The sequence below is a fragment of the Streptomyces orinoci genome (genome assembly GCF_003121295.1).
Classification (GTDB): Bacteria; Actinomycetota; Actinomycetes; order Streptomycetales; family Streptomycetaceae; genus Streptomyces; species Streptomyces orinoci.
Window position 1 is genome coordinate 125,191 of the sequence record NZ_PHNC01000031.1, and the last position, 14,297, is coordinate 139,487.

General features: G+C 67.3%; 14 protein-coding genes, 1 tRNA gene and 1 pseudogene. 8 read left to right on the forward strand and 8 right to left on the reverse strand.

Annotated features, from left to right (window positions below):
- Nucleotide 1: 1 nt before the first annotated feature.
- The 3 genes from dnaJ to dnaK are packed head-to-tail and all read right to left on the reverse strand — an operon-like array spanning nt 2 to nt 3,708.
- Nucleotides 2-1,168, reverse strand: coding sequence for a molecular chaperone DnaJ (gene dnaJ / locus CV755_RS22570; RefSeq protein WP_109282123.1), 1,167 nt, complete (start codon nt 1,166-1,168; stop codon nt 2-4).
- Between the two features lie 42 nt (nt 1,169-1,210).
- Complete coding sequence (grpE, locus tag CV755_RS22575) at nt 1,211-1,849, reverse strand: nucleotide exchange factor GrpE (protein ID WP_109282124.1); 639 nt, start codon at nt 1,847-1,849, stop codon at nt 1,211-1,213.
- Nucleotides 1,846-3,708 (reverse strand): molecular chaperone DnaK, encoded by a 1,863-nt coding sequence (gene dnaK / locus CV755_RS22580; protein WP_109282125.1) that lies wholly within the window; start codon nt 3,706-3,708, stop codon nt 1,846-1,848. The genes grpE and dnaK overlap by 4 nt, the downstream gene beginning before the upstream one ends.
- Nucleotides 3,709-3,978: 270 nt before the next feature.
- Between dnaK and CV755_RS22585 the strand changes: the two genes are divergently transcribed.
- Both CV755_RS22585 and CV755_RS22590 read left to right on the forward strand, forming a co-directional pair.
- Nucleotides 3,979-6,249, forward strand: a complete 2,271-nt coding sequence (locus CV755_RS22585; RefSeq protein WP_109282126.1) for a (Fe-S)-binding protein — start codon at nt 3,979-3,981, stop codon at nt 6,247-6,249.
- Between the two features lie 169 nt (nt 6,250-6,418).
- Complete coding sequence (locus CV755_RS22590) at nt 6,419-7,354, forward strand: Yip1 family protein (RefSeq protein ID WP_338323678.1); 936 nt, start codon at nt 6,419-6,421, stop codon at nt 7,352-7,354.
- Nucleotides 7,355-7,411: 57 nt separating this feature from the next.
- On the opposite strand, the gene CV755_RS22595 is transcribed toward CV755_RS22590, so the two are convergent.
- The 3 genes from CV755_RS22595 to CV755_RS35190 form a co-directional block, all read right to left on the reverse strand.
- On the reverse strand, nt 7,412-7,909 hold the full coding sequence (locus CV755_RS22595) for a phosphoribosyltransferase (RefSeq protein ID WP_109282127.1): 498 nt from the start codon (nt 7,907-7,909) through the stop codon (nt 7,412-7,414).
- A gap of 34 nt (nt 7,910-7,943) precedes the next feature.
- Nucleotides 7,944-8,519 (reverse strand): dCTP deaminase, encoded by a 576-nt coding sequence (dcd, locus tag CV755_RS22600; protein ID WP_109282128.1) that lies wholly within the window; start codon nt 8,517-8,519, stop codon nt 7,944-7,946.
- 84 nt (nt 8,520-8,603) lie between these two features.
- A complete protein-coding gene (locus CV755_RS35190) occupies nt 8,604-8,768 on the reverse strand; it encodes a hypothetical protein (RefSeq protein ID WP_164503313.1) in 165 nt (54 codons plus the stop codon).
- 257 nt (nt 8,769-9,025) lie between these two features.
- Between CV755_RS35190 and CV755_RS22605 the strand changes: the two genes are divergently transcribed.
- From CV755_RS22605 to CV755_RS22615, 3 genes are all read left to right on the forward strand, one after another.
- Nucleotides 9,026-9,099, forward strand: a tRNA-Gly gene (locus CV755_RS22605).
- Nucleotides 9,100-9,257: 158 nt separating this feature from the next.
- The gene (locus CV755_RS22610; protein ID WP_109282129.1) at nt 9,258-9,605 is read left to right on the forward strand and encodes a transcriptional regulator; all 348 of its coding nucleotides are present in this window, start codon (nt 9,258-9,260) and stop codon (nt 9,603-9,605) included.
- Nucleotides 9,602-10,276: a nucleotidyl transferase AbiEii/AbiGii toxin family protein gene (locus tag CV755_RS22615; RefSeq protein ID WP_109282130.1), complete on the forward strand. Its 675-nt coding sequence runs from the start codon at nt 9,602-9,604 to the stop codon at nt 10,274-10,276. Before CV755_RS22610 ends, CV755_RS22615 begins: the two co-directional genes overlap by 4 nt.
- A gap of 543 nt (nt 10,277-10,819) precedes the next feature.
- Here the strand turns inward: CV755_RS22615 and CV755_RS22620 are convergent.
- Complete coding sequence (locus tag CV755_RS22620; RefSeq protein WP_109282131.1) at nt 10,820-11,359, reverse strand: hypothetical protein; 540 nt, start codon at nt 11,357-11,359, stop codon at nt 10,820-10,822.
- 655 nt (nt 11,360-12,014) lie between these two features.
- Between CV755_RS22620 and CV755_RS22625 the strand changes: the two genes are divergently transcribed.
- On the forward strand, nt 12,015-12,683 hold the full coding sequence (locus CV755_RS22625; RefSeq protein WP_109282132.1) for a hypothetical protein: 669 nt from the start codon (nt 12,015-12,017) through the stop codon (nt 12,681-12,683).
- Nucleotides 12,684-12,945: 262 nt separating this feature from the next.
- Nucleotides 12,946-13,443, forward strand: a complete 498-nt coding sequence (locus CV755_RS22630; RefSeq protein ID WP_161968730.1) for a hypothetical protein — start codon at nt 12,946-12,948, stop codon at nt 13,441-13,443.
- An 81-nt stretch (nt 13,444-13,524) separates the two neighbouring features.
- Here the strand turns inward: CV755_RS22630 and CV755_RS22635 are convergent.
- A pseudogene (locus CV755_RS22635) lies at nt 13,525-14,079 on the reverse strand (tyrosine-type recombinase/integrase); the annotation flags it as partial.
- Nucleotides 14,080-14,140: 61 nt separating this feature from the next.
- Here CV755_RS22635 and CV755_RS34975 point away from each other — a divergent pair.
- A complete protein-coding gene (locus CV755_RS34975; protein WP_162605217.1) occupies nt 14,141-14,296 on the forward strand; it encodes a hypothetical protein in 156 nt (51 codons plus the stop codon).
- Nucleotide 14,297: the final 1 nt, after the last annotated feature.

The window sequence follows — 14,297 nt, forward strand, 5'->3', positions numbered from 1 at the left end:
GTCACGCTCCCTTCGCTGCCTGGAACAACTCCGCGCGGACATCCTCGCCCGCGGTGGCCTCACGATAGGTCTCCAGGGCGTCCCGGGCCTTGTCGCCCAGTTCGGTGGGGACCGCGACCTCCACGGTGACCAGCAGGTCGCCCCGGGTGCCGTCCTTGCGGACCGCGCCCTTGCCGCGGGCGCGCATGGTGCGGCCGTTGGGGGTGCCGGGCGGCAGCTTGAGGGTCACCGGGGGCCCGCCGAGGGTGGGCACCCTGATCTCGCCGCCCAGCGCGGCCTCCGGGAAGGTGACCGGCACGGTGACGGTGAGGTTGTCGCCCCGGCGGCCGAAGACCGGGTGGGAGCCGACATGGACGACGACATACAAGTCGCCGTTGGGCCCGCCTCGTTCGCCGGGAGCGCCCTTGCCGCGCAGCCGGATCCGCTGGCCGTCGGAGACTCCGGCGGGGATACGGACCTGCATGGTGCGCGAGGAGGTGGCGCGCCCGCTGCCCTTGCAGACCTCACAGGGGTTCTCGGGGATCAGCCCGCGGCCCTTGCAGTCGGGGCAGGGGTCGGTCAGCGAGAATCCGCCGCCGGTGCCGCGGGACACCTGGCCGGTGCCCACACAGGTGGGGCAGACCCTGGGGGTGCCGTTCTTGTCACCGGTGCCGGAGCAGGTCTTGCAGGCCGCCGAGGAGGACATCCGCAGCGGGACCGTGGCCCCCTCGACCGCCTCGCCGAAGCTCAGCGAGACCTCGGACTCGATGTCCTGGCCGCGGCGCGGCTGGGTGCGGGTGGTGCCGCCCCGGTTGAACAGCCCGCCGAAGACATCGCCGAGCCCGCCGCCGAAGCCGCCCCCGCCGGCTCCGCCCTGGGCGCCTCCGAAGAGGTCGCCCAGGTCGAAGTTGAACGATCCGCCACCGCCCGGACCGGGCCGGAAGCCGCCGTTGCCGAAGAGGGCGCGCGCCTCGTCGTACTCCTTGCGCCGCTTGGCGTCGGCGAGTACGTCATAGGCCTCGGAGATCTCCTTGAAGCGCTCCTCGGCCGCGGCGTCGCCCTTGTTGGCGTCCGGGTGGAACTCGCGGGCGAGCTTCCGGTACGCCTTCTTGATCTCCGCCTCGGTGGCGTCCTTGGAGACGCCGAGGGCCTTGTAATAGTCCTTCTCCAGGAAGTCCTTGGTGCTCATCCCCGGCGTCCCTCCTCCCGGTCGCTTGCGGGTGTCCTGGCGTCAGCCCTCGTCCGGGCCACCGCTCTCCTCGGCATCGTCGTCCGCTTCCGCCTTGGGCTGGGCGCCCGGCTGCGGCTCGGCGACCGCCACCCGGGCGGGGCGGATGGTCCGTTCGCCGATCCGGTACCCCGGCTGCAGGATCTGCACGCAGGTGGTCTCGGTGACGTCCGGGGCGTAGCTGTGCATCAGGGCTTCATGGATCAGCGGGTCGAAGGGCTCGCCCTCCTTGCCGAACTGCTGAAGGCCCATCTTGGCGACAACCGTCTCCAGGGACTCGGCGACGGACTTGAAGCCGCCGACCAGCTCCCCGTGGTCACGGGCGCGCCCGATGTCGTCGAGCGTGGGGAGCAGCTCGGACAGGAGGTTCGCCACCGCGACCTCCTTGACCTGCACCCGGTCGCGCTCGACCCGGCGACGGTAGTTCTGGTACTCGGCCTGGAGCCGCTGGAGGTCCGCGGTGCGCTCATTGAGCGCGGCCTGGGCCTGGTCCAGCTGTGCCTGGAGGCCAACCTCTACCAGCTCTTCCCCGGCCGGGGCCGGACCCGCCTTGTCGGCGGGACCGGCACCCTGCTCCTCGGGGGTCTCGGCGTTGGAGGGGCCTTCAGGCTTCTCTTCAAAGCCCGGGGTCTCCTCCGTCACGCCTGAGCACCACCCTTCGGCTTCTCCTCGTCCACGATCTCGGCGTCCACCACGTCATCCTCGGCCTTGGCCTGCTGGCCGCCGGCCGCACCGGCACCCGCGGCGCCGGCGGCACCCTGGGCGGCCTGGGCGTCGGCGTACATGGCCTGGCCCAGCTTCTGGCTGACCGCGGCGACCTTCTCGGTGGCGGTGCGGATCTCGGCGGAGTCCTCGCCCTTGAGCTTCTCCTTGAGCTCGGCGACGGCCGTCTCCACCTCGGTCTTGACCTCGGCCGGGACCTTGTCCTCGTTGTCCTTGAGGAACTTCTCGGTCTGGTAGACCAGCTGCTCGCCCTGGTTGCGGGTCTCGGCGGCCTCGCGGCGCTTGTGGTCCTCCTCCGCGTACTTCTCGGCCTCTTCGCGCATCCGGTCGACCTCGTCCTTCGGCAGCGAGGAGCCGCCGGTGACGGTCATCTTCTGCTCCTTGCCCGTGCCCAGGTCCTTGGCGGTCACGTGCATGATGCCGTTGGCGTCGATGTCGAAGGAGACCTCGATCTGCGGGACGCCACGCGGGGCCGGCGGCAGACCGGTCAGCTCGAACATCCCGAGCTTCTTGTTGTACGCCGCGATCTCGCGCTCGCCCTGGTAGACCTGGATCTGCACGGACGGCTGGTTGTCCTCGGCCGTGGTGAAGATCTCGGAGCGCTTGGTGGGGATCGTGGTGTTGCGCTCGATCAGCTTGGTCATGATGCCGCCCTTGGTCTCGATGCCGAGGGACAGCGGGGTGACGTCGAGCAGCAGGACGTCCTTGACCTCGCCCTTGAGGACACCGGCCTGGAGCGAGGCGCCGATGGCGACGACCTCGTCCGGGTTGACGCCCTTGTTGGCCTCCTTGCCGCCGGTCAGCTCCTTGACCAGCTCGGCGACGGCCGGCATGCGGGTGGAGCCGCCGACCAGGACCACATGGTCGATGTCGGACAGGGAGATGCCCGCGTCCTTGATCACGTTGTGGAAGGGGGTCTTGCAGCGGTCCAGCAGGTCCGCGGTCAGCTGCTGGAACTGGGCGCGGGTGAGCTTCTCGTCCAGGTGCAGCGGGCCCTCGGCGGAGGCCGTGATGTAGGGCAGGTTGATGGTGGTCTCGGTGGACGAGGACAGCTCGATCTTGGCCTTCTCGGCGGCCTCGCGGAGGCGCTGGAGGGCCATCTTGTCCTTGGACAGATCGACGCCGTGGCCGTTCTGGAACTGCTTGACCAGGTAGTCCACCACGCGCTGGTCCCAGTCGTCACCACCGAGGTGGTTGTCACCGTTGGTGGCCTTGACCTCGACCACGCCGTCGCCGATCTCCAGCAGCGAGACGTCGAAGGTGCCGCCACCGAGGTCGAAGACCAGAATGGTCTGGTCGTCCTTGTCCAGGCCGTAGGCCAGGGCGGCCGCGGTGGGCTCGTTGACGATGCGCAGGACGTTCAGACCCGCGATCTCGCCGGCCTCCTTGGTGGCCTGGCGCTCGGAGTCGTTGAAGTACGCCGGGACGGTGATGACCGCGTCCGTGACCTTCTCGCCCAGGTACGCCTCGGCGTCCCGCTTCAGCTTCTGCAGGATGAAGGCGGAGATCTGCTGGGGGTTGAAGTCCTTGCCGTCCAGGTTGATCTTCCAGTCGGTGCCCATGTGGCGCTTCACCGACCGGATGGTCCGGTCCACATTGGTCACGGCCTGGCGCTTGGCCACCTCGCCGACCAGCACCTCGCCGTTCTTGGCGAAGGCGACGACGGACGGCGTGGTCCTGGCGCCCTCGGCATTGGTGATGACGGTGGGCTCACCGCCCTCGAGAACACTGACGACGGAGTTCGTCGTACCCAGGTCGATGCCGACCGCACGTGCCATTTTTATTCCTCCATGACTTGAGTGGAACAGGCTCAAGGGTGCAGGACGAACGGCCGCATGTCAACGGAGCTGAGTCCAGGCGACTCAACTTTTATACGAGGCTTACGATCAGCCGCCGTCGCCCGCGCGGCCAAGGGTCGCCTGCGCGATGCAGATCACCGGCAGGGCGGGTTCAGGGGTGCGGGAATCCTGGGTACTCTCGGCAAAGGCCGGATAAGTTACTGCCTAGTAATCCGGAGTCCGCTCTCGCAGGTTCGAGGAGCCCGTCCCATGCAACTCGCCGCGATCATCGTGGTGCTGGTCCTCAGCGTTGTCGGCGTTGCGCTGCTCGGCCGCGCCATCGCGCAGTTCGTCCGCTTCTTCCGGCTGGGGGCCCCGCTTCCGGCCGGTGCCCGCACCGATGAACCAGCCCAACGCACCCTCACCGTGGCCAAGGAGTTCGTCGGCCACACCCGGATGAACAAGTGGGGCGTCATCGGCATCGCCCACTGGTTCGTCGCCGTCGGCTTCCTCACGCTCGGGCTGACCATCGTCAACGCCTACGGCCAGCTGTTCAAGGCCGACTGGACGCTGCCGGTCATCGGCGACTGGCTGCCGTACGAGCTCTATATCGAGTTCATCGGCTCCACCACCACCCTGGGCATCCTGGCGCTCATGGTGATCCGCCTGATGAACCTGCCGTCCAGGGCCGGCCGCAAGTCCCGCTTCGCGGGCTCGACCGCCTGGCAGGCGTACTTCGTCGAGTACGTCATCCTGGTGATCGGACTGGCCATCATGGTCCTGCGCGGGCTGGAGGGCGCGCTGCACGGCGCCGGCCACTACGAGGCCGCGTACTTCGTCTCGTACCCGCTGGTCGCCGCCTTCAAGGGGCTCAGCGTGGGCACGCTCCAGAACCTGGTCTACCTGACCGCGATGATCAAGCTGGGCGTGACCATGATCTGGATGATCACGGTCGGCCTGAACACCGATATGAGCGTGGCCTGGCACCGCTTCCTGGCCTTCCCCAACATCTGGTTCAAGCGGGAGGCCGACGGGGACGTGGCCCTGGGCGCCCTCCAGCCGATGGTCAGCGACGGCAAGCCGATCAACTTCGAGGACCCGGGCGAGGATGACCAGTTCGGCGTCTCCCAGATCGAGCACTTCTCCTGGAAGGGCCTGCTGGACTTCTCCACCTGCACCGAGTGCGGCCGCTGCCAGTCGCAGTGCCCCGCCTGGAACACCGGCAAGCCGCTCTCCCCGAAGATGCTGATCATGGCGCTGCGCGACCACTCGCACGCCAAGGCCCCGTATCTGCTGGCCGGCGGCGGCAAGACCGCCGAGGGCGAGGAGAAGGCGACCGAGGAGCAGCTGAAGGACGTCCCCGCCGCCGCCCTGGCCGAGGCGGAGCGCCCGCTGATCGGCACCCTGGAGGAGAACGGCGTCATCGACCCGGACGTCCTGTGGTCCTGCACCACCTGCGGCGCCTGTGTCGAGCAGTGCCCGGTGGACATCGAGCACGTCGATCACATCGTGGACATGCGCCGCTACCAGGTGATGATCGAGAGCGCCTTCCCCAGCGAGGCCGGGACGATGCTCAAGAACCTGGAGAAGAAGGGCAACCCCTGGGGCCTGGCCAAGAAGCAGCGCCTGCAGTGGACCAAGGAGGTGGACTTCGAGGTCCCGGTCGTCGGCAAGGACATCGAGGACCTCACCGAGGTGGACTACCTCTACTGGGTCGGCTGCGCCGGCGCCCTGGAGGACCGCGCCAAGAAGACCACCAAGGCCTTCGCCGAGCTGCTGCACATGGCGGGCGTGAAGTTCGCCATCATGGGCGGCGAGGAGAACTGCACCGGTGACTCCGCCCGCCGCCTGGGCAACGAGTTCCTCTTCCAGCAGCTCGGCCAGCAGAACGTCGAGATGCTCAATATGGCCTTCGGCGAGGACGCGGAGGAGGGCGTGACGGTCGCCAAGTCCAAGAAGAAGATCGTCGCCACCTGCCCGCACTGCTTCAACACCATCGCCAATGAGTACCCCCAGCTCGGCGGCGAGTACGAGGTCATCCACCACACCCAGCTGCTCCAGCACCTCATCGACGAGGGCAAGCTGATCCCCGTCACCCCGGTCGAGGGTCTGATCACCTACCACGACCCCTGCTACCTGGGCCGCCACAACAAGGTCTACACACCGCCGCGCGAGATCATCGCCAAGGTGCCGGGCCTGCGGAACGAGGAGATGCACCGCCACAAGGAGCGCGGCTTCTGCTGCGGCGCCGGCGGCGCCCGGATGTGGATGGAGGAGCGGATCGGCAAGCGCATCAACAACGAGCGCGTGGACGAGGCCCTCGCCCTCAACCCCGACATCGTCTCCACCGCCTGCCCGTTCTGTCTGGTGATGCTCACCGACTCGGTCAACGGCAAGAAGAACGACGGCACCGCCAAGGAGTCCATCCAGGTCGTGGACGTCGCCCAGCTGCTGCTGGAGTCGGTCAAGACCCCGGTGGAGCCGGAGGGCGACGGGGAGGCGGCGGACGCCCCGGAGCCGGATCCGGAGCCGGTGAAGTAAGTCCGGACGCCCACACGGCCGGTGCCCGCGCTTGTCCGCGGCACCGGCCGTTGTCGTCGCCCTAAACCCCGACCTTTCCCCTAGGGGATGTCACAGCTCCGCAGCAAAGGGCGCCCTGGACACCCCGGCCCGGCACCGCCCTCACGCGGGAGCGGGTACGTTCGAAGGCGTGGCTGGATTCAGGATGGGACGCGGAGGGGACTCGAACGAGCCCGGCCCCGCGCGGCAAGGACAACACCCCGGGCAGGCCGCCCCCTATGGCGACGGCCGGCAGTGGCAGCGGCCGGGCGGGCAGGACGAGCCGGAGTACTTCGGCGGCGGTCAGCAACCGCAGTACGGGCAGTACGCCGCGCCGTACAGCCCCCCGTACAACCCCCCGTACAACCCGCCGTACGACCCCTACGCCGCCCGCCCCGGCGACCACCCCGGCCAGACCCAGCAGTTCGCCATGGGCGAGGCCCCGGACGCCTACGGTCCCCCCGGCGCGGACGACCCCTATGGCGCCCCCAGCACCTACGGCGGCGGCCCCGGCCAGGCGCCCGCCCCCGCCGGGCCGCCGCCCGGCCCCCGGCTGCACTGGAAGGAGCTGCTGAGCGGCATTGTGCTGCGCCCCTCCGCCACCTTCTGGCGGATGCGGGACCACGCCATGTGGGGCCCGGCGCTGATCGTCACCTTTGTCTACGGCCTGCTGGCCGTCTTCGGCTTCGACAAGGCGCGCAAGGACGTCCTCAACGCCACCCTGAGCTCGGCCGTTCCCCTGGTGCTGACCGCCGGGGCGATCGTCCTGATCTCCGGGCTGATCCTGGGCGCCGTCACTCACACCCTGGCCCGGCAGCTGGGCGGCGACGGCCTCTGGCAGCCCACGGTCGGCCTGTCGATGCTGATCATGTCCCTCACGGACGCGCCCCGGCTGGTCGTCGCAATGTTCCTGGGCGGCGACAGTCCCTTTGTCCAGCTGCTGGGCTGGGCGACCTGGGTGCTGGCGGGCGTGCTGTTCACCTCGATGGTCAGCAAGTCCCATGACATCCCCTGGCCCAAGGCGCTGGGCGCCTCGGCGATCCAGCTGATCGCCCTGCTGTCGATCATCAAACTGGGCACGCTATGACGACAAGGCCCTGGCCGCACAAGCGCGGCCAGGGCCTTGTTCACATTCCGCCGACCGTCAGGCGTCGAGGACCTGGCCCTCGCGCCGCACCACCGGCGGCTCCACGCTCCACGGGAAGTTGATCCAGTCCTCGGTGCGCTTCCAGACGTACTCGCACTTCACCAGGGAGTGCGACTTCTCGTAGATCACCGCGCTGCGGACCTCGGCCACATGCTCCAGGCAGAAGTCGTGCACCAGCTTCAGCGTCTTGCCGGTGTCCGCCACATCATCGGCGATCAGCACCTTCTTGTTGGAGAAGTCGATCGCATTGGGCACCGGGGCCAGCATCACCGGCATCTCCAGGGTCTTGCCGACCCCGGAGTAGAACTCCACATTCACCAGGTGGATGTTCTTGCAGTCCAGCGCGTAGGCCAGGCCGCCCGCGACAAAGACGCCGCCGCGGGCGATGGACAGGACGATGTCCGGCTCATAGCCGTCGTCCGCGATGGTCTGGGCCAGCTCTCGGATCGCCTGCCCGAAGAGCGGATACGTCAGGTTCTCGCGCTTGTCACTCACTGTTGCTTCTTGCCCTGTCCTGCTCTGAGTCTGCTCAGACCTGAGTGCGGTGGAAGTTCTGGAAGGACCGCGAGGGCGTCGGCCCACGCTGTCCCTGGTAACGGGAGCCGTGCTTGACGGACCCGTAGGGGTGCTCGACCGGGGAGGTCAGCCGGAACATGCACAGCTGCCCGATCTTCATGCCCGGCCAGAGCTTGATCGGAAGCGTGGCCATATTGGACAGCTCCAGGGTGACATGACCGGAGAAGCCCGGGTCGATAAAGCCGGCCGTGGAGTGCGTCAGCAGCCCCAGCCGGCCGAGGCTGGACTTGCCCTCCAGCCGCGAAGCGACGTCATCGGGAAGCGTGATGACCTCGTAGGTGGAGGCGAGAACGAACTCCCCGGGGTGGAGGATGAACGCCTCGTCGCCGTCCGGCACCACCTCACGCGTGAGGTCCGCCTGCTCGACCGCGGGGTCGATGTGCGGGTACCGGTGGTTCTCGAACACCCGGAAGTAGCGGTCCAGCCGCACATCGATGCTCGACGGCTGCACCATCGACTCGTCGTACGGGTCGATACGCACCCGACCGGCGTCGATTTCTTTCCGGATGTCCTTGTCTGAGAGAAGCACGGATCGAAGGATACGCGGAGACGACGAAATGCGCGGGCCCGGTCCGGGGGGACCGGGCCCGCGCAGCACACCCGCGGTTTATGATCAACGCTTCGCCTGCGCCACCGGCACCGAGTGCCGCAGCCGCGCACAGCGCGGGCAGCGCAGCAGCCGCCCGGGGCCAAGCCGGTCGGGGCCGAGATTCTGCATCGGGAACGAAACGGTGCTGAACACGTGCCCTTCGGCACAACGAACGATGGTGCGCTCCATCGAAGCTCCCTTTCCCCGAATGAACAACGACAAAAGCCACATTAGGGGATATAAGGGATCTCCTCGAACATGGCACTCCCAGCACCCCCGGGCCGCTTTCCGCGCCCACACGCTACGCCCCAACTCCCGCCGCCCGTACGCCCGTCCCCACCCCGTCCACACCACCCGCGCATACGGAAAGCCCCTCGGGGGACGGTGCACCGAGGGCTTGCATGAGGTAGAGTGTGCGACGATGCGACGCCCTGAGGGGCGGCCGCGCGGGCGTAGTTTAATGGTAGAACATGAGCTTCCCAAGCTCAGAGCGCGAGTTCGATTCTCGTCGCCCGCTCCAAGCAGAAGGCCCAGGTCAGCGACCTGGGCCTTGCTCGTTGCTCGGACCAAGTGAGGCGTTCCGCACCAGATCCGCACCAGAAAAGCAGTGCCCAGTGGGCATCAGTGATCTTCTCGCAACCAACTCCGGCCCCCGGCCTCCTGCGGAATAATCGACGTATGGCACTCCCGCCCAGCGTCACCGAGCTTCGTCGCGCCAGGTTCGCCCGGCGACTTCCTGTTGAACTCTCGGAGCTCAAAGGCCCAGTGCACGGCACCGTCAGGCTGCCGCTGCACATCGCCTGGTCCGGCCTGACCCAGTTCGACCTCGATCAGGCTCGGCTGCGCATGAGCTACTACCGAATCCTTCTCGCCGAAGGACAGCGCGAGGACCTGGTTCGCCATTTGAACCGAGAAGTGCTCATCAGCATGTGGCCGATCCTGCGCACACTCATCAGCCGAGACATCCGCGACGTCTGGGAGAGCGCCTTCGACGAGCTGGTACCTGGCAACCAGGCCGCCGCGTGAATCTCACGGATCTACACCGCCGTCTGCTCGCGGACCTCCTCTCCGTCGGCGATGCCTACCCGCTGGTACTCACGGGTGGCTACGCGGTACAGGCTCACGGGCTGGTCGACCGGCTCAGCCAGGACCTCGATGTGGCCACAGAGAACCCCGATCCGATGGAGGAGATCGCCGCAACGGTGCACACCGGATTGACCGAACGAGGCTGGCACGTACGGGCCTTGGAGACGGATCCACTGTCCGCTCGGTTGATCGTGACCGATTCCACCACGGGCGACGAATGCGAGGTGGACATCCTCAAGGAGGCACTCTGGCGCCCACCCGTGCAAACAGAGCACGGTCTGGTGCTCTCCCTCGAAGACGTGGTCGGCACCAAGGTCCGCGCGTTGGCCGACCGAGGACTCGCCCGCGATCTGATCGACGTCCAGGCCACAGCAGACCGCTGGACCCATACCGAGCTCGAAGAACTCGGCCGCCGTCACGCACGTGACACGTTCGACCTCTCCGACCTCCAGGCCCGGCTCGCCGGCGCAGACTGGATCGATGACGCCGAGTTCGCCGCCTACGGTCTCAGCGAACAGGAGATCGCTGAACTACGACGATGGGCACAGCGCTGGGCTGACGAGATCACAAGGCGACTCCACAAATTCGAAGAAGAAGACGAATCCCTTTAGGGAGCTCCGCCCCAGCCTGGCCCTGCAGGCCAAAACCTACTTGCACCATGGCGGGTTCCATCCGTGTTGCGCATCGACCTCTGCACGCTTTGTCGCCTTGGCAAATCGAGCAGCGACGACCGCTGCAATAATCGAAGCGATTCCGGGCACTCCTGCCACGGCCAAAGGGAGTTCCCACGATCCATCTCCCGCGCCCATCGCCAGATACAGCACCGCACCCCTCTGTGTAGTACCCGACCTCGCGTTTTATCTCTAGCCCATACAACCGACAAGCCTGACGGTACAGTTGGGATTCCTGGATCTCGTGCCAACCCAGGACCGATACTGCTGGTCCACAGGCTCCGTCTCGGGTGATCTCGTGACCTCAGTTGCGGGGCGTACCCTGTCGGCTGTGTACCCCGCCGCTTGCTCGTAGACTCCGCCGAACTTCATTCCATGCATGGATAACCTCTGCTGTCTTCGCCAAGACATCGCGGAGCTGTGATAGCAGCAGAGTCAGCGCTCCTGACAGACCAAGGATCAACAGGGCCAGGCTGTCCAAATTCATCGGGATCCACTCTTTCGACCAACCGGCCTACTGGGCCGACCAGTTCGGCAGGGCAGCACCCTGTCCAGCCACTCTCGATTGGCCTCGAGATCTTCCAACCTCTCTCGCACGCCATCGCCGTAAACAGCATCTCCCCACCTGAAGCGGATCTGCATCGCCCCTCGTGCATCAGGGTGCTTGTGCTCCAGATAGAACGTGCACTGATAGCCCCGCCTCGCTGTCGCCTGCAGGATGCAATCGCAGTAGTGGCGCGCGATCCTCAGTGGAAGGCCCCAGACATCGTCCGTGAGGCGATCAAGGAAGGCGTCGTGTGCGAGAGATACGTCGCGATGCGTATCCAGCTCGAAGATCCACTCATCCTTGGTGGTCCATGAACGGGTCAAGTAAGCCGTGCTGAAGTTCTGGAAGATCGCGATGCGGCGGAGAAGTCCTGAGCCGAGCCAGGCCAGATCCCGCTCTGTTTGCACGAGTGACGCGTACTCACGCTCATCCTCGAGCTCGTAGGGCGATGGTTCCGCTTCGTCCCACAGGGGCACGAAGCCGCCCTCTTCCAGACCGCGCCAGAAAAAGGGGCAGCGCAGTGCCGGGACAGGCCACCTATCCGGCCTAGCCAGCGATGGTGCCGCAGGAGCCTCGCATACCGCAAGCCCCTCTCCCGGGTAATCATCAACGGCCGCCATCCGGCACGCGCTCGCCTGTGGCCGGTCCGGTCATCCCGAAGGCCCAATCGGCCACCCCACGGCTCCGTGCCACAACGTGCCATTCGGAGGGGTGAACAGCCGTCATCACCGGCTCCGACACGCCTCACCCGAGACGCAGAGCGAGAAGCATTTCCGCAGGTCAGGAGCTCTCTCGGCCATTCGACACCGGTTGATTCCCAAGCTTAGAGCGCGAGTTCGATTCTCGTCGCCCGCTCTTCAAAGAAACCCCAGGTCAGGCGACCTGGGGTTGTCTGTTGTCCAGACCTGTTGCGGGGCGGCGTGCCCGCTGCGTGCCCCAAGTCGCGGGAACGCCCTGCCCAGGGCTTGTTTGCTCCCTCAAACCGACCGCCTGCTCGCCTACACGGAACTGCCCCTGCCAGTTGGGCAACCTCGTCCCTTGTCACCGTGCGACTGCGGCAGGACGATGCGCGCTGAGAGGGTGCGCAGGGCAACTGCTCCGATCACCGCGTGACCGAGGGAGGCGCGAACCGTGATCACCCTGACCGAGACGCTCGCTGTGGACACTGTGGACGAGTTCTTGACCGCAGTGGAAGTCACCCACCTCAGCCAGGCGATCGACAACCACATCAAGCGAACAGACTGGCACCCGGCCTATGTTGGCCAGGAGCTGACCGAGATACCGGACGAGGTGCAACAGGTCCTCACCGCAGCGCTGCACCAGCATCTGCCGGAGATCCAGCGCACGTTCCCATCCGCGACCGGGTGCTCGCCCTGGCAGTTCATCCAGTTCGAGGCCGGCGAGGGCGCCACCCGGCACATGGACGGCGTCGCCGCCGATCCGATGGTCGAGCGCGGGCACGTCGCCCGGATCCAGGTCGCCGTGGAGGAGGCAGTGCTGGGCGGCGAATTCTTCTTCGAGACGACATCCAGCGACGAAGTGTGGGATCCGCACTACGCGGACATCCAGGCTCCCGGGTTCGCGGCAGGCATGCGCTTCGCCCGTATCGCTCCGCACGACAGGGTGTCCCGGGACGAGCCGGACACGGCCTGGATCCACACCGTCCGCGGAAACCCGTGGACCACCCCGGCCGGAGCCGGAACCGCCGTCGTCTACGGAGCTCAGCTCATCCACGGCGTCAGCCCCGTCCGCAGCGGCCGCACCCGCCGGTTCATCACAGGCCTCACCACCGGAGGCTGACCCAAGTCACCCCATCGTCCAAAGCGCGTGAGGCCGCCCACGCCCGGTGGTGCAGACCCCGCGCGCCCTCGCGCACGCGCTGCGGCGCTGAGACTCGGGCACGCTTCCGCAGACGGCCGCCAGGCGGTGGGACAGCACGTCCTCCCGGGTAGCCAGCGTCCGAACAAACGGGACGCCGGTGACGCATCCGGCGCCCAGGGCCCCTGGGGGGAGACGTATGTTCGGTACGCGTGGTGTCACGGTGGCTCTGTGCTCGGCGGCCTTGACCGGCTCAGCCCTGATCTGCGCTCCTGCTTCATCCGCCCACGACGACGCCAACGGCGCCATCTGTACCGGCCGCGAGGACGGTTACTCCAGCCCGAGCCTCGGCCTGCTGCCACAGCCGACCCGCATCCACGCCCGGGCCCGCTACTCCTGCTCCGGCCGACCCGGTCAGGACCTCCCGGCCACCGGAACCTTCGAAGGCTTCTCCCCGGCCGCGTCCTGCATTGCGGTCAATGACAACCCCACGGGAAGAGAGGTCGTCCAATACGCCGACGGCCACACCTCGATCATCGTCTACGACAGCTCCAGCACCTTCCGCGCAGTCGGTGTCAACATCGTCCGGCTGGAGGGCAAGGTGACCGAGGGGCGTGGCAAGGGCCTACGAGCCCACCGCACCCTGACCACCCTCGCCGACGGCGTCGCGGCCGAGTGCCTGATCCACACCCGCGTCCATCACGCTCCGGGAGGAGTACAGCTGGAGGTCGGCCCAGAGTGACCGCGGCCACTGCACCGTCATGCCACGACATCAGCAGGTACGAGAGAAGGCGGGAATGACACATCGCTCCCGCCTTCTCGTTCATGCCTCTGTTGCTACCGGCTGCCGGGCTGCTGCCTTCTGGCGTGCGGCGCGGCCCCTCGCATCGATGCCCTCCGCGACCTCTTGCTGCCGCTCGCCGTCGGAGTGCTGGTAGATCAGTGCGGTCTTCTCCGAGGACTGCCCGGCCCGGACCATCGTGTCCTTGAGCGTGGCACCGGACTGGGTGGACAGCGTGTGGCCGGTATGGCGGAGGTCGTAGAAGCGGAAGCCGTCCGGCAGCCCGACCTTGGCCCTGGCCTTCCGCCACTTGCGGCCGAAAGTCGAGCGGCGGATGGAGGCGCCCCGCTCTCCCACGAACAGCAGCCCGTTCGGGTCCTTCTCTGCGAACCAGTCGAGATGCCGCTTGACCTCTATGGAGAGAAAGGCAGGCAGGTAGATGGTGCGCTTGTCGGCCGCTGACTTGGTGTCGCCCTGGACCCGGCGGCCGGTGCACAGCTCGGGCTCCGCGACGGTGACCCGGACCGCGAGGGGTTCGAGCGTGACATCGGGCCGCCGCAGGGCAGCCTGTTCTTCGGGCCGCATCGGGCCGTAGCCGAACACCACCCCACTGTGCCGAGGGATCACAACGAGACAGACATCGTCGTCGTTTCGCCGAGTGCCGTTCCGCCTGCACGGCAAGGACTCCGCCACCGAGGAGCAGCAGACCTGGGCCCTCGGCGCGGTCCGCCGCCCGGTCGTCGGCGCGGCCCGCTCGGCACGGGGCCGGGAACGCGTCGAGGCGCTGTCGGGCGCGTACGAGATGGCGCCGTAGG